Origin of the sequence: Nitrosospira sp. NpAV (genome assembly GCF_000832065.1) — a bacterium.
Classification (GTDB): Bacteria; Pseudomonadota; Gammaproteobacteria; order Burkholderiales; family Nitrosomonadaceae; genus Nitrosospira.
Genome location: NZ_JXQM01000104.1, coordinates 1 through 330 on the forward strand (window position 1 = coordinate 1; position 330 = coordinate 330).

The 330-nt window shown below is 59.1% G+C and carries 1 protein-coding gene; it reads left to right on the top strand.

Going from position 1 to position 330, the window contains the following annotated elements; all coding sequences use genetic code 11:
• Window positions 1–330, top strand: a 330-nt coding sequence (locus SQ11_RS15490) for a LysR substrate-binding domain-containing protein (RefSeq protein WP_041515103.1), incomplete at both ends; no start/stop codon positions are given.

Sequence of the window (330 nt, forward strand, 5' to 3'; positions counted from 1 at the left end):
GTGTTTGACGATGCGAGCTGGGTGGCACTGCCGCTAGCTCCCTGGAACCGCCGTGTTCTGGTGGGCGCTCCCGATTATCTAGAACGTAACGGCAGACCTCAAAAGCCCACCGATCTAGCCCAGCATCACTGTCTGCTGTATTCGCTCAATGGGCGTGCGCATGACCGCTGGCAGGTAGGTGATCAGACAGTGCAAGTCACCGGTCCACTTTTCAGCAACGATGCCGACATCGTGCGACGCTTGGCGGTAGCGGGGGAGGGACTGGCCTACAAATCCTGGCTGGACGTACACGATGACATTGATTCGGGACGGCTGGAGATAGTGCTGGCC